The following is a 20,950-nucleotide window of genomic DNA, read 5'->3' as shown; positions in this document are numbered from 1 at the left end:
CGGTGCCGCCAATGTTTTATTCGCGCAACTGTTCCGGATGATGCTTTTTTAACAGGTGGCGGTTCAGTGCGGCTGAGACGTTTTCATAAACATCGCCGTGAGGGCCGAGAGCACACAACCGGCCATCAGATAGATGGCGACAGAATGCCATTCTCCTCCGGAGAAATTCAGCAACGCAGCGGCAATAAACGGCGTAAATCCACCGCCCACCACGCTGGCGACCTGATAACCCACACCCGCACCGCTGTAGCGGTAACCTGCGCCGAACATTTCCGTGAACATCGGTTGCTGGACGCAGACCACCATATCGTGGGCGATATTTGCCAGCAGCAACGAGAAGATCACTACGCCGATAATGGAGCGGGCTTCCAGTGCCATAAAGAACGGGAAGGCGCTCAGTGCGCCAACGAGTGCGCCGGTAATGTAAATGCGGCGACGCCCGAAACGGTCTGCAAGCCAGGCAAACAGAGGAATTGTCAGGCAACTAATACCGCCGACCAGCAGTCCGATATTCAGAAACAGTTCACGCGTCATCCCAAGGTTGTGCGTCGAATAGTTAAGTGCGAACGCGGTGACAATGTACATCGTCAGCAATTCACACAGGCGCAGGAGGATGATTTTCAGAAATGCGCCGGGATGGCGAAACAGTGCTTCGAATACCGGTAAGCGTTTTTTTGCTTCTTTTGGCTGCTCTTCCTGAGCGCGTTCAAACTCGACCGACTCTTCCATACCGTTACGTACCCACAGCGCGCCGAGTACCAGCACAACACTGAACAGGAACGGCAAACGCCAGCCCCAGCTCATGAACTGCGCATCCGTTGTCAGGCTGCTTATCAAAGACACCAGACCGGTTGCGAGTAACAGGCCGACGCCATACCCCATCTGAATACCGCTGCTGTAGAAAGCTTTTTTCCCGGCAGGCGCACTTTCGACGGCCAGTAACGCTGCGCCGCCCCATTCACCCCCGACGGCAAACCCCTGAATAGCGCGCAGCGTGACCAGCAGCGCCGGAGCCCACCAGCCAATCGTTGCAAAAGAGGGGAGAATACCGATGCAGGCGGTGGCGATGCCCATGATCCAGACGGTCATCATCAGCATCCGTTTGCGGCCCAGACGATCACCGAAATGGCCGAAGACAATGCCGCCGAGCGGGCGAAAGAGAAAGCCGACGCCGAAAGTAGCAAATGCGGCGAGCGTGCCCATTGCCGGGTCGATTTGCGGGAAGAACTCGCTGTTAAACACCAGCGCTGCGGTGATGCCGTACAGCAGAAAATCGAACCAGTCTACGACTGCGCCAACGAAGCTGCCCCAGGCAGCACGGCGGGCACGATTATGCGAAATTATCTCCTCATCGGGGCGGGGGGCGGTGAGCATGGAGTCCATAATTGTCCTGTCTGTTCCTCAGATTTCTAAACTTTTAGTTATTAGCGTTTTTGTTTATTAAAACAGTTAAGCGGGTTTCATCTGGCGCACAGCTAAATAAAACCGCTACTGAGACTACAGCCTCAACCGTCAGGTTAAAAACGCTTTTGCAAAGTGAAGGGTAATTTAATGCGGGGAGCGGTAATTTACGCAAGGTTGGCGTGGGGCGAAATCGCCCGGACCAACCGGACGTATTAACCTGCCAGCTGTACGCTATTTTCCTGCATGCTTGCCAGGATAAACGCGGCAATTTTTGCCTCAATCTGGCTGTCGACAGTTCTGAGTCTCAGCAAAGTGATGCCGCTCTTATCCAGAATCGTTGCTTTTAAGGCATCACGTTCACTTTGTTCAGGCGTTTCGTGATAATGACCATCCACTTCAATGACTGCGAAAGGCTGTTTTCCAACACGGAAATAAAAAACGAAATCACAGCTTGCACCTTGTGCCATAAATTCTTTTTGGCGTGGGTCAAAACGGTCATCGAAATTTGTGACCAGTTGCCTCAGCAGGATCTGCTTGTGGACAATAATCGCGCGGTAAGTCTCGTGCTTAAGTATATCTTTAATGAGTCTCATGGCGATTTGCTCAGAGCGATAAGTTGAATCCTCCGGGTTAAGTCTGGTATTTAAATTTTCTAAAGAATGGTCGTACTCTTGATAAAGTAAATCAAAGGCGCTCACGACCGGGCTGTGATGAATATTGGGTTCATCGGCGTAGTAGGTCATATAACGCACGAGCGCAGCGATATGCTTATTATTGCCCGCAAAGACATTCTCACCGGTGACTAAGGTGAAATGCTTTTGCGCCCGTGAGACAGCGACATTAATTAAATGCGGATCATCAACAAAATCGAGTGATCTGGTATCAGCCTTCTTGTCAATTACGGTCGAAAAAACAATCTGTTCGCATTCACGTCCCTGAAACTTATGTACTGTCGAGGTAATAAATTCAGCGGGCAGGAGGCGCTCAGACAGTGAGACTTGTGCGTTATAAGGCGCAATAAAACCGCGGTTAGCCGCGTCAGCACTCTCCATTGACAGGAAGGACTCCACTTCACGCAGATTGCTGTTATGCCGTTCATGATTACCTCTGGCGGTCACGATCAAAGAGAGTGCCGCTTCACCTTTGTCTCTTGTCATCACCACAAGCTGATTGTCATAAAATTGCTTATTACAGAAATGAATAATCTTGGGGTGGCATCGGTAATGTTCTTTTAGCAATGTCACGGGCAAATTATCGCCATAGAGTCCGAAAAGTGAGTCAAGCAAGCTCTGACTACCACAATCATAATGAGGTGCAGGGGCAAGGATATCTGTCTCTTCCGGGACGTGCGGAAGCTGTTTTCGATCCCCAACAACAATCACATTTCGGGCACAGGCAAAGGCAAGAATGCCGGGAATGATATCTTGCTGAGATGCTTCATCGATGATTATGTAATCAAGTAACGTTCCGGGAGCCAGGGAATTGATGACGGAGTGCGTGCTGCTGCCAATAATGGGATAGCGTTGGAGAAAATCGGTGAATTGGTTGCGGTAGTTTCTCATTGTAAAGTCAGCGTTTTCACCAATAGATTGGTCGAGATGCTGCTTTAAAAAAGACATCGAATCGGATGTAACACTTTTTAGCAACGCTTCGACATTATTAGCCTTAATGATTTCCTCTTTTTCGGCCAGGTCTGCACGAGACAGCTGTAAACGTGTTGAATAATAGTGATGCTGAAGAGCAAAAAAGAGGGTTTGCCGGTTCGCGGCAGACTTCAGTACGTTGGTTTTGAAAATGCCAAATTTGAACAGCAGGGAGAGACGGTTGCGCCAGCCGGGCTTACCTTGCGGCAGGGAGCGAAGAAACGCCATCAGGTCGGTAATCTTCCCTGGTTTTAGCCGGTAGCGTTTTATATCTGGCAGAACACCGAACCCCTGAGTCTGAAGCCAGCGGTTCAGGTAATTCTCTTCGATGTTTAATTCATCAATCTCGGCGCGCAGTTTTGCCACTTCATTTTGCATACTTAAATGTTTTTTAAGACGCAATGTTTGTTCTGTGAGAACGGCTTTTTCTGGAGCAGGATCGGTCTGAGCTGCTGGTCTGGAAGGCTGTGCATCGAAAAATTGCTCGCGCTTCTCTGTACTGCCGAGCTTTGCCACCACATAGTCCAGCTCCACTTTAGCGAGCTTTTCATACACATTTGCTACTGCAGTATTGTTATTCGAGACAATAGCCACGCGCCCATTTTGCAGCAAAATATTCGCCAGGATATTAAGAATAGTTTGGGTTTTTCCTGTCCCCGGCGGCCCTTCAATAACCGATATTTGTGAACTAAACGCTTTTTCAACAGCCTGCATCTGGCTTTCGTTCAGCCCAAAAGGATAAATGAGGTTTTCAGGGGCACGACGTGGCGCATTTTCACCACAGCAATAAGACTCCAGCACGGTATCAGGATGGGCGATGATTTTATCTAATTGCCTGACAGTGTTTTGCGGGATATTTTCTTTGCCGGAGCTGGCCTGTCGCGAACGTTGTTCGGCCACGTCACGCAAGTATTTGAAGACGTTACCTTGTTTCAATGGGGACTCGTTGAGTAGTTCAACATCTGCACATTTATAAATCCAGGGATGTGCTGAATCAGCGTAGGTAATCAGCGCATATTTATTGCCAATGATTTGCGCACTCACGATACGCTGCGCATTTGGCTGTCCCCGTTTTACCAATATTTTACCACTTGCATCGACAGTCGGTTCAATGTGAGAGGCACTTAGCGGGCGTGTATATTTTTTTCCAGAAGGGAAATGGCAGGTGAGCTGAATGCAGTCGTATTTATCTGAATAAAAAAGTGTCCAGTCGACTATTTTTGCTGTTTTATCTTCCCCATCCACTATGACCGTTACCATTTCTCTCTCCCTGAGTTTTGCGAGAAAATACTATACACCCCAATGAGATAGGGGTGAAGTCAGCAATTTTCAGAGGGGAGTATTCTCATTCAGAACGGGCTGGCATTGCGGGCTTCTATCCGCTCCAGGCTGACAGGGTGTACAAAGTGCAGTTCGCTGGCGTGCAGCATCAGCCGCGGAGTCTGTTCTGTGCCGGGCAGCAGGCGGCCGCCATACAGGTCACAGCCCAAAATAGGATGACCCATCTGCTGGCAGTGGATGCGAAGCTGGTGAGTGCGCCCGGTTTCCGGCATCAGCTGAACCCTTGTTAACGGCAGCGACGTTCCGTCCTCCAGCTCATGATAAAAGCGCTCAACCACCTGATAGCCGGAGCGGGCAGGCTTACCGTTGACTGCACAAATCGACATCAGCGGGAACAGCGCCGGGTCTTTGGCAATCGGTGCGTCTATCACCCCTTCATCATCTTGCAAATGCCCGCAGAGCAGTGCGCTGTAGATTTTAGTCACGGCGCGCTGGCTGAACTGCTGGCAGAGGGCAGCATTTATTGCTTTATTACGGGCGAGCACCATCAGACCAGAAGTGCCGAAATCCAGACGATGGATCAGGGTGCAACCGGGGAATAGCCTGACCAGCCGGTGATGAACAGAATCCAGATTTTGCGGATTTTTCCCCGAGAGGCTAAGTAGTCCGGAGGGTTTATTGATAAGCACCAGATGCTCGTCCTGAAAGAGGATCTCAATCGTTTCATGGCACGGCGGGGCAATAAAGGTATCAATAATCGCAGACATCAGACTAACCGGCGGAGGAGTGGGGGCGGATGATAACGAATTTTAAAGCAGGTGGCGACCTGTCGGGCAGATGAAGAGTGAAACACCCCAAAGCAAAACGCCCGCTTAAGTTTCCTTAAGCAGGCGTTTCTAATATGGCTCCTCTGACTGGACTCGAACCAGTGACATACGGATTAACAGTCCGCCGTTCTACCGACTGAACTACAGAGGAATCGTTGGAACGGGGCGAATAATAGCGACTGCCCCGTGGCATGTCAAAGGGGAAACTCTATAAATGCGTTCGTTTGCTGATACTTTGGTCAAGTTGTTGACAATAGAGTCAAAAAGGAACCCGAAAGGCCTGTTTCTGCACTCTGTCAGCCTTTGCCCGGTTAGCGCAATTCGCCGCAGGCACGGGTGATCCGCTCACAGGCTTCCTGTAAACGCTTGTCATCAATGGCATAAGCGATGCGTAAATAACCTGGTACGCCGAAAGCTGAACCCTGAAGCGTTGCCACGTGGGCAAATTTCAGCAGATAAGTCGCAAAATCTTCATCTGTATTGAGGGACTCACCCGAAGGCGTTGTTTTATCTAGCATTTTCTGGCAATTAGCGAAAACGTAAAATGCTCCTGGCGGCACCTCTGCACTCAGGCCGTCAATGGCGTTGATGCAGTTCATGATCAGGGTGCGGCGGCGTGACAGTATTTCAATCCACTCCGTGATGAATTTGCTGCCGTGTTCCAGTGCGACAACGGTCGCAGCCTGTGAGATTGAGCATGGATTTGACGTGCTTTGGGACTGCAAGATTTGCATCGCTGAAATCAGCCAGGCCGGGCCTCCGGCATAACCCAGTCGCCAGCCGGTCATTGAATAGCCCTTTGAAACACCGTTGACCGTGAGGATACGATCCTTCAGGCGCGGTTCAACCTGCGCCAGCGTGGCGAATTCGCCGGAGGTAAAACAAATTTGCTCATAAATATCATCCGCCATGACAAGCAACTGTGGATGTTCCAGCACAACGGCAGCCAGCGCCTTTAATTCTTTCGCAGAATACACCGCGCCGGTTGGGTTATTCGGAGAGTTGAGGATAACCCAGCGGGTTTGCGGGGTAATCGCGGCCGCCAGATCTTCCGGCTGTAACTTCCAGCCATGGCTTTCAAGGCAAGTTACTATCTTCGGCTCGCCTTCCGCCAGCGCCACCATGTCCGGATAAGAAACCCAATAGGGCGCAGGAATCAGGACCTGATCACCGGCAGAAACCGTGGCCAGAAGTGCATTGAAGATCAGTTGCTTGGCTCCGCTACCTGCAATCACTTCGTCCGCACGGTAGCTGATCCCATTTTCGCGATTAAACTTAGTAATGATGGCTTGTTTCAGCGCGGCGGTACCGGCCACCGCGGTGTATTTTGTGTCACCTTGTACAATCGCATCGATGCCTGCCTGCCTGATATGTGCGGGAGTATCGAAATCGAGTTCGCCCTCGCCGAGGTTGATAACATCAAAGCCAGACGCAATCAATGCGCGCACCTGGTCGGAAATCGCCGCTGTCGGCGAAGGGCGCACACGACGTAAACGAGGTGCAAGAAATTCAGCAGACATTGTTTCCCCTGTTTGAGTAATAACAAAATTGTATTATGTGAATCATTAAAACCAATTTAAACTTACCATTCTTCTTTTTGCTTTGCTCATAATTTCTTCGTGCTGAGCAGCATTTTACCGGCGGAAATGGCACGGCAACTCGTTTGGCTGACTCCGGAGTCTGCGGAATGCCGTCACTTTCCTTTTATATTTCAAGGTTGTCTTATGTCTTTTATTTTTGTTGCACATGACACACCTGAGCCATCGCTGTACGGGGCGATGGCGGCAATACTGGCAGCACAAAAACATTTACCGCTAGCTCATCTGCCGGTGAGCTGGGATATCGCCCGTTATCCGGATGCCTGTCAGCATGTCATCGGCGAAGGACAGCTGATGACCAGCGGTTTGCTGTGGACTGAGCGAATGAATCCGCAAAGCGCCGGAAAGGTTATGGAGCTGGAAGACCTGCTCAATACTTACGGTACGCAGGATGTAGTGGTTCCGCTGGGGCCGATGCAAATTATTCAGTTCACGCAAATCGCCAGACAGGTGCGGGATAACGCGCTGGATTACGAACTGGTTACGGTTGAGCGCGCCAATCAGGGGTTTGTATTCAGGCGTCATGGTCAGACAGATGACGCGTCAGGATGCTGGTGGCGAGACCGCTACGGGCGCTGGATCAATCAGAACATGCCACCGCACACCGGCCCGTCATTGCGCATTGCGCTGGTCGGATCCCAGTCGGATCAATGCAGTATTTACCCTGCCACTCTGGCTGCTCTGGGGGACGCGGCAGATGCGCTGTCGTTATCACTGGACATGGTGTACGCAGCACCGCAGGCGCTGGAAGATCACCTGCATGAAGTGATGGAAAATGTCGATGGTATATTGCTGCCCGGAGGCTCAGCGATGTGTAATGTGACCGGACAAATTTGCGCGGCGCATTACGCGCTGAACCGTAATATTCCCATTCTCGGGCTTTGTCTGGGTATGCAAACCATGACCACGGCCATCGTGCAGAAAATGCTTGGTTCCACGAAAGCCAATCTTGCCGAAGCCGATGCTAATGCCGAAATTAAAACCTTTATCCCGCTGACGGATACGCCGACATTTCCGGTACATCGTCTTGGGGATTATCAGATGCATTGCCGTCCTGGCAGCAGATTAAATGACATCCTCGGCGATGAATTTACCGTGCGCTATAACCACCGCTTTCATCTTGAACCCGAACTGAAGCCCGATCTGGAGAAGTTCGGGCTGCATATCAGCGGGACTGACGCTACGGGAAAAATTGCTGATGGTATTGAGTTCACTCATCACCCGTTTTATCTCGGAGTACAAGGGCATCCGGAGTTGTCGTCACTGCGTGTGAAACCGCATCCGCTGCTGACCGCGTTTTTAAAAGCGGCGGGTTCAAAGCGCAGTTAAGGAAGGACCCACCCAGTTCTCAGTCAGGAGCCCGTCAACGCGGGTGAACTCATTCATATTATTGGTCACCATCACCATACCCGCGCTGCGTGCCTGTGCGGCAATATGAATATCGTTCACCCCAATCAGGCTGCCGCATTTTTCGAGGCAGGCACGGATATGTCCGTAATGCGCGGCAGCTTTCTGGTCATAGTCCACGATACGTAAATGAGAAACGAATTCCTCTACCGCCAGTTTGTTTTTGGTCGGACTGGTGCTTTTCGCAATGCCATGCAGTAGTTCAGCATAAGTGATCATTGAGATCGCCAGTTGATCGGCGTGCTGGTTGAATTTCGCCAGCACGCTCATCGGCCTGCGTTTGAGTATATAAATGACAATATTGGTGTCCAGCAGATAGGTCAGCATTAAAATGTATCCCGCTCAGACTGATCTTGTGAGGCGCGTTCTTCCATAAAATCATCCGTCACGCGCAGTTCGCTGTGGAAAAAATTATCCCATGTGTTATCCACTGGCGTTAAAACCAGTGAACTCCCTACTTTTCTTATCGTCACGATTTTTACCTCGTCTGGAAAACGGCACTCTGCCGGAATACGTACGCTTTGAGTCCTGTTATTTAAAAATACGGTGCCTTTGGGCATGTCGTTATTCCTCAGTAAGTTGTTTAAGCCGGAAATCTGCTCAAATAATACTCGCCTGAAAAATATAGTGCAAAGGTATATACGTCGAAAGGCGATGGCAAGGACATTAAAAATGTCATTGCTGAATTTGCGGGATGTCCCGGAAAAGCGGATGTAACGAGAGGAAATTCCCGCCTGCTCAGACGGGAGTTTTAGCAAAGCGGATTACTTCAGGGTGACGCCGGAACGCGGATCCGCAGCCAGACGCTGGAGTTCCTGCTCCACCAGCCCGATAACGTCAGGCTCCAGATCAATCAGTGGTGCGCGCACATGGTGACCGTCGAAGCCGCGCAGGTTCATGGCCGCTTTCACCAGTTGCGGCTGACCATAGCGGCGGGCGAGGGCGCGGTACGGATACCAAAGGCGGTGCAGTTCGCGCGCGGTGTTCGCATCGCCATTTTCCAGCGCACGATATGTCGCCAGAATGATTTCCGGCAATGCGCCGCTGTTAGTGGTGCTGATGCCATCAAAACCACACATCATCGGACCTAAAAATGCCAGGTCAGAAGCGCAGAACAGGCGCAGACGTCCGCCCAGCCGGTTGGCAATCTGGTCAATGGCCGTCGGGTTCAGGTCACCTTGTTTAATGCCCACAACGCCTTCGATATCGGCCAGTTGCTCCAGCACCACAGGCGGTAACGTAATGCCGATGCCCGGCGCGTTGTACACCAGAATACCGGTGCGTGATAGCGGCGCCATCTGTTTGAAAAAACTGATGATTTGTGCTTCCGTCACTTCCGAAACAAACGGCGGTGTCACCATTGGGAGCCCGCCCAGATCACCCGCCAGTTGGGTTAAATCGCGCACGACGCGGGCATCGGAGCCGGCGCTGCATAACATTACCGGTACGCGGTTACCGACCACTTCCATGACATAACGAAACAGCGTGGTGCGCTCATCTGCGGTCATTGCCGGGAATTCGCCGTAGGTGCCGCCAATCAAAATGCCGTCATAACCGAGGCTGATGACGCGCTCGATATTGCGCGACAGCCCCGCGAAATCAAACTCGCCGCTGGCGGTAAAAGGCGTGACGGTAATATTAAAAATACCTTTCAGGCGCGCCTGGCTTTCACTGATGTCTTTCATTTATTCACTTCCCATCATCTTGTTAAACGCTAAATCAAAGTAAGGTCAGCGGACGCTCCACCGTGCCGAGGGCGCGGTAGCCGGTTTCGGTCACCACAATGGTTTCACTGACACCGACGGTGAATTCGCCGTAAATGCGCAGTGCCGGTGGAATGTGGAAGGTCATGCCCGGCTGTAATTCAGTCGTGATGCCGCTGTAAAGGCTGAGGATCGCGCCTTCGCCCCAGTCAGGTGCAAATGAGATCCCAATAGAATAACCGGTGCGTTTTTTGAAGTTGTCGGTGTAACCGGCGCGGTCAATGACGGCCTGACACGCCAGATGCGGTGCTTCGCAGGTGGCGCCCGGACGAATGGCATCCAGTGCAGCCTGCAGCGCTTCCTGACACACTTTTTCCATTTCCAGCGCTACGGCGGGTGGTTTGCCAAGCCAGGCGGAGCGCATCAGGGCAGCGTGGTAACGGTCATGCGTGGCGGCCATTTCCAGGAAAATCGGGTCGCCATCGAGAATTTTGCGACGTCGCCAGGTGCCGTGCGGTACGCCGGTGCGCGGACCGCTGGAAACCAGCGGTTCCATGCCCATGTATTCGGATCCGGCGGCAATGGCGGCGCCCATCATGGCGGAAACCAGATCGTTTTCAGTGGCACCGGCGGCAATCGCCGCGCGACCTGCCAGCATACCGGCATCAACGTAACGCGCTGCGTGGGCCATTTTTTCCAGTTCGGCGGCAGATTTCACAGCCCGCAGTTGTTCGATAACGCCGGCTGCGTCGTGAATAGTGCCGATTTCAGCCTGCAACGCTTCGTATACCGCCACGGGCAGGAACCAGCCGCGTTTGTCGATACCGATCCGGCTTTTCATCCAGCCGCGCGCTTTCAGCACATCGAGCAGGAAATTCACCGGATTATCGCCATCGGTATAAATCGCGGCGTCGCGGATAAAGGTGTTGGAGATAAAGTTGAAATACTCCAGCTGACGGATGACAAAAACCGGATCGCCTTCTACCGGCAACACCAGCGTCTGGAAGGTGTAGTAGCCCGGCGTTTGCTGGCCGGTCAGATAAAAGATATTTTCCGGACCGGTGATGACCATGACGTCCAGACCGGCTTTGACCAGCAGCTGACGCGCTTTCGCCATGCGCTGCGCATATTCTGCTTCACGAAAGGCGGATTCTGCGCCTGGCACGACGCGGCCCAGGTCGGGCAATGATGTTGCTGTCATTGTTCAAACTCCTGAATAAATTCTGCCTGAGAAGGGGTAAAGCGGATGCCAAGCCCCGCGCCCGGCTGGCTGCTGAGTAAACCCTGATGATAGGAAAGGCCGTGAACCGGGTCGTTGCCCAGCCCGTCGGCACCGTAAAGTTCTGCATAAGCCGGCTGACTGGCGCGGGCGACGTGCAGCGCGGCGGCGGTAGCGGCACCGCCTTCATTCATCTGGCCGATCATAAACGGCACACCCGCCGCGGTCAGGCGTCGTGCGGCCGCTATTGTCGGCGCAATCCCTCCCATTTTGACCAGCTTGAGATGCGCCATGACCTTGCCTTTGAGCTGCACAATACGTCCTAAATCCGCCTCGCTGCTCATGCTTTCATCAAGCATCAGCGGCAGCGGACTGACTTCGGCGAGCGCCGGGTAATAGTGCGCATTGGCGTCAGAAACCGGCTGTTCGAGATAACTCATTTCAAATTTCGCCAGCGACAGTAAATGACTGCGGGCTTCTTCCGGTTGCCATTGTCCGTTGGCATCGGCGGACAAACTGATCTCGTGTCCGAAACGGCGGCGCAGGGCGCTAAGGCGTGCTTCGTCCTCAGCAAATGACGCCACACCGACGCGCAGTTTCAGCTGAGTAAAACCGCGCTCCACATAGGCTGTGGCCTGTTCCAGCATCTGTTCCATCGGCGTCCAGAACAGCGTCTGGTTGGTGTGATAACTCACCGTTTGGCTGTTTTCTGCCCCGGCAAGTTCTGCCACGCTGATACCTTCCTGACGGGCAATCAGATCATGCAATGCGATATCCAGCAGCATGCGTGTCGGTGCCAGAGAATCTGCCATCCGTTGCGGCAGGTTGAGCAAAAGCGTGCTGGCAGGCTGGCTGAGATCCAGTTGCTGCAACGCACGGATCACATCACTCAACACCCTTTCGGCGTTGCAACCATTGAGATAAGCGATATTGATACGCACTTCGCCCAGCCCGTTGACGTTTTTGTCTTCCAGCAGCAGATACAAGGTGTCCAGCCCTGGCACACAGCCCGAAGAGGCGGTGTAAAGTTGCAGATGCGGATACCGCAGGTCGGTGCGATATAACGTAGCTTTCACCGGCTCCTCCTCAGCGTTTGAGCATTTTCAGCGCGACATCGCAGTAAATTTTGCTGCCTGCGATGAATTCGTCGATCGGGATAAACTCATCAGGTTTGTGCGCGACCGCCAGCGAACCGGGGCCGATGATGATGCCTTTGGTTCCCAGGCTGCGAAAATGCACCAGATCGCAACCGCCCTGAAAACCGAACGGACCCGGTTCCTGATTGCCTTGTGCCGCGCAAGCTTCAACGCCGGCCAGCACAATCGGATCGCCGGAGTCGGTTTCGGTTGCACCGCCGGTGGTCGGTTTGAAGGTAATGATTTCGCTGCGTACACCGAATTTGTCATGGGCGAGTTGCAGTAAATCCTGAATCTCCTGTTTCACTGTGTCTTCGTCTTCGCCAGGCACCATGCGACGATCGAGCAGTAATTCGCAGGCACCCGGCAGCACGTTATCGGCATGACCGCCGTTAATGCGGGTGACCGTCAGGCTGGCATTACCGACCAGCGGATGACAGCGGCAGCGCACGGTGTGCTGGTGGGTTTCTTTCACCAGACCGAGCAGTTGTGCGGCGCGGAAAATAGCGTTCTCGCCCAGTTCCGGTGTGCCGGAGTGAGCGGTGACGCCGTGAACGCGGACCAGCGGGCGCAAACTGCCTTTATGTGCCGAATACGTGGTGTTAGAGGTTGGTTCGCCGATCACCACGAAGTCGATATGTGCCGGGGCTTCGCGCACGTAAAACTTCGCACCTTCGCTGGCGACTTCTTCGTCGGCGACAAAAATCGCCATCAGCGTGCCGCTCCAGTCGTTGCGGTTGGCCGCCAGCCAGCGCATGGCTTCGATCATGGCGATCAGCGGCCCTTTGGCGTCGCAGGCACCGCGACCATATAACCGGCCGTCGCGTTCGGTGAGGGTAAACGGATCCTGCTGCCAGCCTTCACCGGCGGGCACCACGTCGATGTGGGTATTAAAAGCAAAGCACGGGCCAGCGCCATTTTCGAGGCGGCCAATCACGTTGGTGCGTCCCGGCGCATATTCGCTGAGTGTCATGTCGAAGCCGATTTCGCTCAGCATGGCGCTGATAAGTTCAGCGGCTTCGCGTTCGCGTCCCGGCGGATTTTCAGTATTGATCGCGACCAGTGCGGCAAGGTCACGTTTCATTCTGCTGATATCGGGCGATGAAAGGCTCATCGGTGTCTCCTGAAATACAGTATTTGAAATACAGTTTTGTGGCAAAAGTCAGGCCCCTGGTGAGAGCGCAGTGTGTGATTCAGTGGTGCTAAAAGTGATTAATGTAAGATTTGATCTAAGAAACGTTGCGCCCGCAGGCTGACGTCGCCGCCGAAGAATTTTTCGCCGGTCGCGTTTTCGATAATTTCGCCGTTTTCCATAAAGACGATCTGATTGGCTGCGCGTTTCGCAAAGCCCATTTCGTGCGTGACCACAATGCTGGTCATGCCTTCGGCGCTGAGATCGGCCATCACGTCGAGCACTTCGCGGATCATCTCCGGATCCAGGGCTGAAGTCGGTTCATCAAACAGCATCAGTTTTGGTTTCATCGCCAGCGCGCGGGCAATGGCAACGCGCTGCTGCTGTCCACCGGAAAGCTCATCAGGGAACGAATCCGCCTTGTCGGGAATACGCACTTTGCCAAGCAGTTCCAGTGCCTGCGCTTCAGCTTCACTGCGGCTGATGCCCAGCACGGTCATGGGGGCCAGCATGATGTTTTCTGCGGCAGTCAGATGCGAAAACAGCTCGTAGTTCTGAAACACCATGCCGATGTCCTGACGCAGTTTGTGTGGCTCCATGCTGGCGTGGGTGATGTCCTGATTACGAAAGAAGATTGCGCCGCCCTGAATCGGTTCCAGCAAATTAATGCAACGCAGTAAGGTGGATTTGCCTGAGCCGGACGGGCCGATCAGCACCACGGTTTCGCCCTGAGCCACATTCAGGGAGCAGTTTTTCAGAACATGTTGTGCGCCAAAATGTTTATCGACGCCGATGATTTCCAGAACCGGTTTGGATTTATTCACGGGCTTCTCCTCAGTTTGGCGTGCTGCTGCGCAGCAGGCGTTCGGTCAAGGACAGCGCGGGTTTCTTACGCTTTTTCGGATCAAGAGAGCGTTCCAGCCATGCCTGTCCGACCATAAAGATCGACGTCAGCACCAGGTAGTAAATCCCGGCGGCGCACAAGGCTTCGAAATAACGGAAGCTTGCGCTGGCGGTCTGGTTGGCGATAAGCAGAAGTTCCTGTACCGCAATCACTGACACCAGTGCGCTGGATTTGAGCATGCTGATCATCTGATTGCCCATCGGCGGCAGCACAATCCGCGCGGCCTGTGGCAAAACTATCTTGCGCATGATCTGGCTTTGGGTCATACCAAGCGCCATCCCGGCGGTACGCTGACCGCTGCGTACGGCCTGCAAACCGGATCGCAGAATTTCGGCCATATAGGCGCCCTCATTTAAGGACAGCGCCATCACCGCGCAGGTAAAAGCGGAGAATCGCAGGCCAAAGGTCGGCAGAACGTTGTAAACGAAAATAATCTGGAACAGCACCGGTGTGCCGCGAAACAACCACAGATAAAAGAAAGCCAGAACGGAACCCGCCCGGAAGCGGGATTCCTGCAGCAGGGCCAGCACCAGCCCGGCAATAATGCCGAAGAACAACGAGCACACCGTTAACAACAAGGTCATTAATGCACCCTGAAAGAACGCCGGTGAGAACAGGTATTGCCAAACAAGATCAAGTGACATGAACTTTCCTCAACGTCAGGGCAAATCTTTTCTTAACTTCGCGGTTTCAGAAAATGGACACTGAAGCCGGGAACTGCCATTTGCTGATGATTTTCTGATACGTGCCGTCTTTCACGACATCCTGAAGGCCTTTTTCCAGCAGCGATTTCATTTCGGTATCGCCTTTACGCACGGCAAAACCGATGTGCGTGTCAGCTTCAAATTCAGCACCGACGGCTTCGAAGGTGTCACCTTTTTCGCTCAGCAGCGCTACCGCGCCCGGTGTTGACAGGAATTCCGCATCGGCACGTTTTTGGGCGACCGCAACGGCGGAATCGGTCGCTGCCGGGAAGGTCAGCACAGTCAGTGCCGGTTTTTTGGCATCGAGACATTTCTGGTTATCCGCACGCGCCTGGCTTTCTTCGATACCGCCCAGCGTCACGGCAATGTTTTTGCCGCACAGGGACAAATCACGGCCGGTGATTTTTTCCGGATTTCCTTTTGCCACAATCACGCGGCTGCCGATTTTCAGGTATGGCACGAAATCGACCTGCTCAGAACGGGTCGGGTTGATGTACATTGCGGAGTTAATGATATCGAGACGTTTGCCCTGCAATGCCGGGATCAGCCCTTTGAATTCCATCGACATCGGCGCCGGTTTCAGCGCCAGTTTTTCAGACATGGCGGTGATCAGGTCGATATCGAATCCGGTCAGCTTGCCGTCTTTGGTAAATTCAAATGGCATGAACGTGGCGGCGGTGCCGTACGTCAGCTGACCTTTGCTGACCAGAGCAGGCGCGGCGGCCTGGCTGAACAGCGGGGCACTCAGGCAAATAGCGGCCAGAGAGACGGCGGCATATCGGCGCAAAAAAGATTTTTTTGACATGACAGACTCCTGTTTCCCATGAGCAAGATTCCTCTTTGTGTCTCATTAAATACAATTAAGCTTGTGAGTCAAGGCTCTTTTTTGGTGCGTTAATTGCACGATTTGGGGGCTTTATCACCAGGCTTCACCCTCCTCAAGGCTTGTGATATTGTACAAACCTAAACAATAAATACTTTCAGGTGCTGCTATTCCATGACCCAAACTACGACAGCCAGCGGAAGGCGTCTGGCAAACCAAATCCTTGACCTGATACGTGAAGCAAAATTTGAGCCAGGTCACCATCTCAGGGAGCAACAGCTGGCCGATATGCTCGGCGTTTCCCGCACGCCGGTGCGTACCGCCCTGAAATTGCTGTGTGAATTAGGGATTATCGAAGCGCGGCGTAATCAGGGTTTTTTCCTGCTGAAAGCCTTCGATGAACTCCAGCGCATCAGCATCGATATCCCCGCCAGCAGCGATCAGGATTTATACGAGCAGCTGGTGAAAGATCGCATCGCCGGAAAGTTGCCGGATTCCCTGATGCAAACTGAAATCGCTCAGCGCTATGACGCCGACCGCGGGGTGCTGGCGCGCACGTTGTTGCGGCTGGCCGAGGACGGCCTGATCGCCCGCAATAAGGGGCATGGCTGGTCGTTTTTACCGACGCTCAATACCGATGTGGCGCTGAGTAACGGTTACGGTTTCCGGCTGATGATTGAGCCGGGTGCGATGCTGGCGGCGGGTTTTCATGCCGATAAAAGCGCGCTGCGCCGCCTGCGGATGCAGCATATTTATCTGATAACGCATCCGGATATTCTGGCTGTGGATGGCCGTCAGATTTTCGAAACGGATGCGACTTTCCACGAGATGCTGGCGGAATTCAGCGGCAACATTTTTGTTTTACAGGCGATCCAGCAGCAAAACAGGCTGCGTCGTTTGCTTGAGTTTGGCAGTTACACCAATAAACAACGGGTGCGCGAATGGTGCGAGGAGCATGTCGCTATCATCGACGCCGTGTTGGAAGGACGAATGGAGGCGGCGGCGGAAATGATGCGCAGTCACCTGCAATCGGCTTATCAGATGGTGCTCAATAAAGTCAGTAAAGTTGGGTAACTCATTGATGAAAAATTGATTATTTTCGCAATACGTTAACCAGAGCAAAAAGTGATGGATTTTGGTATTCAGGGCCGCGTGTCAGATTGCGGCCCTTGCGGTGGCTGCCTCTGTTATTAACCCTGCTAATTTATAAGGATGACCTATAAGAATGCATGATATTGGTGCATCCTTCCTTTGCAGCGCATTTCATTCCCTTCTTTTTTTTCATCGTCGCCAGCTTTCTGCTCATCGTGCGTAATCGTTTTCTCTTATATTTTGCGGTATTAGCTTTCTGAACGGGCGTTTTTTACCTGCGCGCCGGAGATTGGCGTAAATCTTGCTTTTATTAGTCCGGCTTATTATTCGCATCATTAACGACCGCCCGGGTTTACCCCATTCGCGCAAGATGGAGACAGAGATGAATCTCAGACGTCTGAAGTACTTTGTGAAAATCGTCGATATCGGCAGTCTGACGCAGGCTGCTGATGTTCTGCATATCGCCCAACCGGCACTGAGCCAGCAACTGGCGACACTGGAAGGAGAATTGCAGCAACAATTGCTGATTCGCACCAAGCGCGGCGTCACTCCTACCGAAGCCGGTAATATTCTTTATTCCCATGCGCAGGCGATTTTGCGCCAGTGCGACCAGATCCACAGCGCGGTCAATAATGCCGGTCAGTCGCTGAACGGGCAGGTTTCGGTTGGCCTTGCGCCGGGTACGGCGGCTTCTCAGCTGGCGGTGCCGCTGTTACAGGCGGTGCGTAAACAGCATCCGGGTATTTTGTTATATCTGAATGAAAATTTCGGCACGGCGCTGGGTGATTTGGTTCTCAACGGGCGCATGGATATGGCGGTATTTTATGGCACCAGTATGGCCGCCGGACTGAGCAGCCAGCCGCTGATGAAAGAGGATTTGTATCTCGTCGGGGCACACTCGGTGCTGAATCCGGGGAAATATGTCGAACTGAGTGATGTGGCGAAAATGAATTTATTCATGCCGCGCTCGCACAACGTGACCCGCCGTCTGGTGGATGACGCTATGGCGCTGCGCCGCCTGAGCGCAAATATCATCGGGGAAATTGAATCTGCCGCCACGCTGACTGCTGCCGTTGCCAGCGGTCTGGGCGTCACCATTTTGCCTGAATCTGCTGCCCGTGCCATGACCGGTCCGGCGAAAGCCTGGATGTCATGCATCAGCAGCCCGTCGATTCAGGTTCCGCTTTCACTGTGTGTTTCTGAAACGCTGGCATTATCGCAGGAAGCGATGGCGGTGAAGAAAATTCTGCTGTCACTGGTCTTCGAGCAAACCGCACCGGTTCTGGAACCGATGCTGGTCGCGAGCTGAAATCAGACGTTGCCCTCATCCCGCAGGAGAGGGCAGCTCCTTAACTTTCCAGTCTTCCCATCACTGATGCGCCGACCAGGCCACCGTCGGTCAGGAATTTCCCCGGCACCAGCAGCGTTTGTTGATAGTTGTGCAGAACGCCGCTGCGTACTTTCACATCCAGCGCGGCGATCAGTTCACTGGCAGAAGCCAGTCCGCCACCGGCGACAATCCGCGAAGGGCCAAGAATATTGACCAGTAAGGCCAGCGGTTCGGCGACCAGTTCCAACCAGGCGTTAACAGTGAGAGACGCGCTGGCATCGCCGTTCAGCCAGCCGGTCACGATCTCCAGACTGGTGCAGTCTTGATGATGAAAATGCTGATGTAAGCGTTCCACTCCGCGAGCGCCACCCAGCATGTCGAGGCAACCGGTCTGACCGCAACCACATTTCAGCCGCGGAATGGCGTAGTTTTCGCCATTTATCACCAGCTCAGTGCGGGTGATGGCGCCGTGACCCCATTCGCCAGTGACGCCGCCGTGACCGCGCACCAGCTGACCGTTGATCACCAGTCCGCCACCGACGCCGGTGCCCAGAATAATGGCGACCACCACCGGCTGGTGTTGCGCGTTACCGGCATGGGCTTCGGCGAGCGCAAAACAGTCCGCGTCATTCGCCGCCGTTACCGGGCGGGCGAGCGCAACGCTGAGATCTTTCGCCAGCGAATGTCCGGTAAATGCCGGAATATTGGTTGCCAGCATTTCGCCGGTTTGTGGCGAAACCAGTCCGGCTGTAGAAATCGCCAGCGGTGTACCGGCGGGTAAATCTGCGCCAAATTTTTCGATCAGATTGTGCATCGCCTGCACAAAATCGTCCCATGAAGAAACCGGTGTCGGGACTTTGCCGCATTCTTCCATTTCGCCGGGATGGCGCGAAACACCAAACTTAATAAATGAACCGCCGATATCGGCGCAAAAAACAGCTGAGGTCATGAGCGTGTGTCCAGTAAATCTCGCAGCCCGTCGCCCAGTACGTTAAAACCAAGCACGATCAGCATAATGGCCAGACCCGGGAACAGCGAAAGGTAAATATTAATGCCGAGGAAGTTGCGTCCATCGCTCATCATGGTACCCCATTCCGGCATCGGCGGCTGCACGCCAAGCCCCAGAAATGAGAGGCTGGCCGCGGCAAGAATGACCGTGCCGGCGGTCAGCGTCGATTGCACGATAATCGGCCCGATGGCATTGCGCAAAATGTAATGCACGATGATCCGGTAATTAGACAAACCCAGCGCCTGCGCCGCTTCGACATATTCCATCTGCTTTAAACCGAGCGTCAGGTTACGGCTCAGACGTGCGTACACCGGAATGGCGAACAGCGAAATGGCGATCAAAAGATTCACCAGACCGCCGCCGAGAATACTGACCACCAGAATCGCCAGCACGATGCCCGGAAACGCGAACAGCATATCCATAAACCACATGATGATCATGTCGGTATAACGACCGGCCATACCGGCAATAATGCCCAGCGGAATACCGATAATCATCGCCAGACCAACACTCAGCACCACTTCAATAATGGAAATGCGTGCCCCGTAAATGACGCGGGCGAAGATATCGCGCCCGTAATCGTCAGTGCCAAACCAGTGATCGGCACCGGGGGAAAGCAGGGTATCAATCAGATCCTGGGCGTAAGGATCGTGACGGGCAATTAAGGGTGCGAACACTCCCATCAGCACAATCAGACTGACGATAAAGCCGCCGATGGACACTGCCGGATGTTGCCACAACCAGCGGAAAAACCGCAGCGTGCGCGGTTTGCGACGGGGTAATTGCGTGATAATGGCAGACATTAATCGAACCTTATTTTTGGATTCAGGAAAGCGATCAGTAATTCACCGAGCAGATTCATCACCACCACACCGCAGACAGCGACCAGCGCAACGCCCTGAATCACCGGATAATCGCGATAACGCACGGAATCTACCAGCAAGCGGCCAATGCCCGGCCAGTTAAAGACAGATTCGGTCACCACTGCGCCGCCAATCAGACTGCCGAAATTGAGCGCCACAATGGTGACAATCGGGATCAGCGCGTTACGAAAAGCATGGCTGCAATACACGGTCGTTGCCGACAACCCCTTGGCGCGGGCGGTGCGGATATAATCTTCCGAGAGCACATCCAGCATGCTGGATCGCGTCATGCGCGCCATCACCGCCATCGGCAAAACGGCCAGCGTCACCGAAGGCAGAATATAGCTTTTCCATGACGTTGCGCCGAGCAACGGCAGCCAGCCGAGATTGACCGAGAAGGTGTTCATCGCCATCAGCCCCAGCCAGAAGTTGGCAATCGAAGCACCGGCGATAGCCAGTAACATCACGCCAAAATCCGGCCAGCGGTTGCGGTACACCGCGCCTATCATGCCCGCCGGAACGCCAATCGCCACTGCCAGAAAATACGACAGTACTGCCAGCATCAGCGTGTAAGGCATGCGTTCCCCGATTTCCTGCGTCACCGGCTGCTGCGACTGCAACGAGACGCCGAGATTGCCGTGCAGAACGTCACCGGCAAAATGCAGATACTGCGTCAGCAGCGGCTGATCCAGCCCGAGGCGAACGCGCATGGCATCAACGGCTTCCTGCGTGGCTTCAGGCCCGGCCATCAGACGTGCCGGATCCCCCGGCAGCGCGCGGATGGACACAAAAATCAGCATCGAAACCCCGATCAGGATGATCGGGAAGGCGATGAGTTTTTTGGCAAGATAGGCTTTCATGGCTATTTCCCACTG

At 53.6% G+C, this 20,950-nt stretch carries 19 protein-coding genes and 1 tRNA gene; 3 read left to right on the top strand and 17 right to left on the bottom strand.

Annotation, left to right across the window (positions count from 1 at the left end):
* Positions 1-63: 63 nt before the first annotated feature.
* From shiA to ACJY2G_RS08975, 5 genes are all read right to left on the bottom strand, one after another.
* A complete protein-coding gene (gene shiA / locus ACJY2G_RS08995; RefSeq protein ID WP_430319158.1) occupies positions 64-1,383 on the bottom strand; it encodes a shikimate transporter in 1,320 nt (439 codons plus the stop codon).
* 233 nt (positions 1,384-1,616) lie between these two features.
* A complete protein-coding gene (locus ACJY2G_RS08990) occupies positions 1,617-4,307 on the bottom strand; it encodes an AAA domain-containing protein (RefSeq protein ID WP_439291663.1) in 2,691 nt (896 codons plus the stop codon).
* 89 nt (positions 4,308-4,396) lie between these two features.
* Positions 4,397-5,095, bottom strand: coding sequence for an RluA family pseudouridine synthase (locus tag ACJY2G_RS08985; RefSeq protein WP_120161353.1), 699 nt, complete (start codon positions 5,093-5,095; stop codon positions 4,397-4,399).
* A 135-nt stretch (positions 5,096-5,230) separates the two neighbouring features.
* A tRNA-Asn gene (locus tag ACJY2G_RS08980) sits at positions 5,231-5,306 on the bottom strand.
* Positions 5,307-5,466: 160 nt separating this feature from the next.
* Positions 5,467-6,675 carry a pyridoxal phosphate-dependent aminotransferase gene (locus tag ACJY2G_RS08975; RefSeq protein ID WP_430319156.1) on the bottom strand — a complete coding sequence of 403 codons (1,209 nt, stop codon included), beginning with the start codon at positions 6,673-6,675 and terminating at the stop codon, positions 5,467-5,469.
* Between the two features lie 204 nt (positions 6,676-6,879).
* On the opposite strand from ACJY2G_RS08975, the gene ACJY2G_RS08970 reads away from it, so the two are divergent.
* Positions 6,880-8,082, top strand: coding sequence for a glutamine amidotransferase-related protein (locus ACJY2G_RS08970; protein WP_430319155.1), 1,203 nt, complete (start codon positions 6,880-6,882; stop codon positions 8,080-8,082).
* On the opposite strand, the gene vapC is transcribed toward ACJY2G_RS08970, so the two are convergent.
* The 9 genes from vapC to ACJY2G_RS08925 form a co-directional block, all read right to left on the bottom strand.
* A complete protein-coding gene (vapC, locus tag ACJY2G_RS08965; protein WP_112288801.1) occupies positions 8,068-8,487 on the bottom strand; it encodes a type II toxin-antitoxin system tRNA(fMet)-specific endonuclease VapC in 420 nt (139 codons plus the stop codon). The genes ACJY2G_RS08970 and vapC overlap by 15 nt on opposite strands.
* Positions 8,487-8,720 carry a type II toxin-antitoxin system VapB family antitoxin gene (vapB, locus tag ACJY2G_RS08960; protein WP_112288802.1) on the bottom strand — a complete coding sequence of 78 codons (234 nt, stop codon included), beginning with the start codon at positions 8,718-8,720 and terminating at the stop codon, positions 8,487-8,489. The genes vapC and vapB overlap by 1 nt, the downstream gene beginning before the upstream one ends.
* 204 nt (positions 8,721-8,924) lie before the next feature.
* Positions 8,925-9,845: a dihydrodipicolinate synthase family protein gene (locus ACJY2G_RS08955; protein WP_430319154.1), complete on the bottom strand. Its 921-nt coding sequence runs from the start codon at positions 9,843-9,845 to the stop codon at positions 8,925-8,927.
* Between the two features lie 34 nt (positions 9,846-9,879).
* Positions 9,880-11,064 carry a M24 family metallopeptidase gene (locus ACJY2G_RS08950; RefSeq protein WP_430319153.1) on the bottom strand — a complete coding sequence of 395 codons (1,185 nt, stop codon included), beginning with the start codon at positions 11,062-11,064 and terminating at the stop codon, positions 9,880-9,882.
* On the bottom strand, positions 11,061-12,158 hold the full coding sequence (locus ACJY2G_RS08945; RefSeq protein ID WP_430319152.1) for a mandelate racemase/muconate lactonizing enzyme family protein: 1,098 nt from the start codon (positions 12,156-12,158) through the stop codon (positions 11,061-11,063). Before ACJY2G_RS08945 ends, ACJY2G_RS08950 begins: the two co-directional genes overlap by 4 nt.
* A 10-nt stretch (positions 12,159-12,168) precedes the next feature.
* Positions 12,169-13,332 (bottom strand): M20 family metallopeptidase, encoded by a 1,164-nt coding sequence (locus tag ACJY2G_RS08940; protein ID WP_129639821.1) that lies wholly within the window; start codon positions 13,330-13,332, stop codon positions 12,169-12,171.
* Positions 13,333-13,430: 98 nt separating this feature from the next.
* On the bottom strand, positions 13,431-14,174 hold the full coding sequence (locus ACJY2G_RS08935) for an amino acid ABC transporter ATP-binding protein (RefSeq protein WP_120161370.1): 744 nt from the start codon (positions 14,172-14,174) through the stop codon (positions 13,431-13,433).
* A 10-nt stretch (positions 14,175-14,184) separates the two neighbouring features.
* Positions 14,185-14,898, bottom strand: a complete 714-nt coding sequence (locus ACJY2G_RS08930; RefSeq protein ID WP_095922431.1) for an amino acid ABC transporter permease — start codon at positions 14,896-14,898, stop codon at positions 14,185-14,187.
* Positions 14,899-14,944: 46 nt separating this feature from the next.
* Positions 14,945-15,763 (bottom strand): ABC transporter substrate-binding protein, encoded by an 819-nt coding sequence (locus tag ACJY2G_RS08925; RefSeq protein ID WP_120161372.1) that lies wholly within the window; start codon positions 15,761-15,763, stop codon positions 14,945-14,947.
* A 192-nt stretch (positions 15,764-15,955) separates the two neighbouring features.
* On the opposite strand from ACJY2G_RS08925, the gene ACJY2G_RS08920 reads away from it, so the two are divergent.
* Both ACJY2G_RS08920 and nac read left to right on the top strand, forming a co-directional pair.
* Entirely contained in the window at positions 15,956-16,855 is a 900-nt protein-coding gene (locus tag ACJY2G_RS08920) for a GntR family transcriptional regulator (protein WP_430319151.1), read from the top strand.
* 400 nt (positions 16,856-17,255) lie between these two features.
* Positions 17,256-18,182: a nitrogen assimilation transcriptional regulator NAC gene (gene nac, locus ACJY2G_RS08915; RefSeq protein ID WP_132965945.1), complete on the top strand. Its 927-nt coding sequence runs from the start codon at positions 17,256-17,258 to the stop codon at positions 18,180-18,182.
* A gap of 40 nt (positions 18,183-18,222) precedes the next feature.
* Here nac and ACJY2G_RS08910 read toward each other — a convergent pair whose 3' ends face one another.
* The 3 genes from ACJY2G_RS08910 to ACJY2G_RS08900 are packed head-to-tail and all read right to left on the bottom strand — an operon-like array spanning position 18,223 to position 20,935.
* Positions 18,223-19,152: an ROK family protein gene (locus tag ACJY2G_RS08910; protein ID WP_430319150.1), complete on the bottom strand. Its 930-nt coding sequence runs from the start codon at positions 19,150-19,152 to the stop codon at positions 18,223-18,225.
* A complete protein-coding gene (locus tag ACJY2G_RS08905; protein WP_430319149.1) occupies positions 19,149-20,015 on the bottom strand; it encodes an ABC transporter permease in 867 nt (288 codons plus the stop codon). The genes ACJY2G_RS08910 and ACJY2G_RS08905 overlap by 4 nt, the downstream gene beginning before the upstream one ends.
* Complete coding sequence (locus ACJY2G_RS08900) at positions 20,015-20,935, bottom strand: ABC transporter permease (protein ID WP_112288813.1); 921 nt, start codon at positions 20,933-20,935, stop codon at positions 20,015-20,017. The genes ACJY2G_RS08905 and ACJY2G_RS08900 overlap by 1 nt, the downstream gene beginning before the upstream one ends.
* Positions 20,936-20,950: the final 15 nt, after the last annotated feature.

Origin of the sequence: Rahnella sp. ATs2, assembly GCF_051851855.1 — a bacterium.
In the GTDB taxonomy this organism is placed as follows: Bacteria; Pseudomonadota; Gammaproteobacteria; order Enterobacterales; family Enterobacteriaceae; genus Rahnella; species Rahnella variigena.
Note: the sequence above shows the minus strand (reverse complement) of the source record. Positions and strands in the feature narration are given on the sequence as shown.